Origin of the sequence: Escherichia sp. AM3 (assembly GCF_032029835.1) — a bacterium.
In the GTDB taxonomy this organism is placed as follows: Bacteria; Pseudomonadota; Gammaproteobacteria; order Enterobacterales; family Enterobacteriaceae; genus Escherichia; species Escherichia coli.
On record NZ_JAVUPQ010001357.1, the window covers coordinates 1 to 231 of the forward strand.

The following is a 231-nucleotide window of genomic DNA, read 5'->3' on the forward strand; positions in this document are numbered from 1 at the left end:
CGGTACGCCTGTCAACGAAATCGCTCGCTCATACAGCGCGTTGATATCTACAACCTTCAGCCCTGCTTCCATGAGTCGCTCGCGGATCTCCGGGCGCGCCGGGTTGACCGCAATACCGTGGTCGGTGACCAGCACGTCAATGCTCTCCCCCGGCGTGAGGCGGGTGGTAACGCGCTTCACGACCGTCGGGATGCGGCTTCGCAGCAGCGGCGCGACCACAATGGTCAGGTT

Annotated in this window: 1 protein-coding gene; it reads right to left on the minus strand. The window is 63.2% G+C overall.

Annotated elements, in window-relative coordinates; genetic code table 11:
• On the minus strand, positions 1–231 hold a 231-nt coding region (locus tag RTW80_RS31040), incomplete at both ends, for a citrate lyase subunit alpha (protein WP_312722110.1).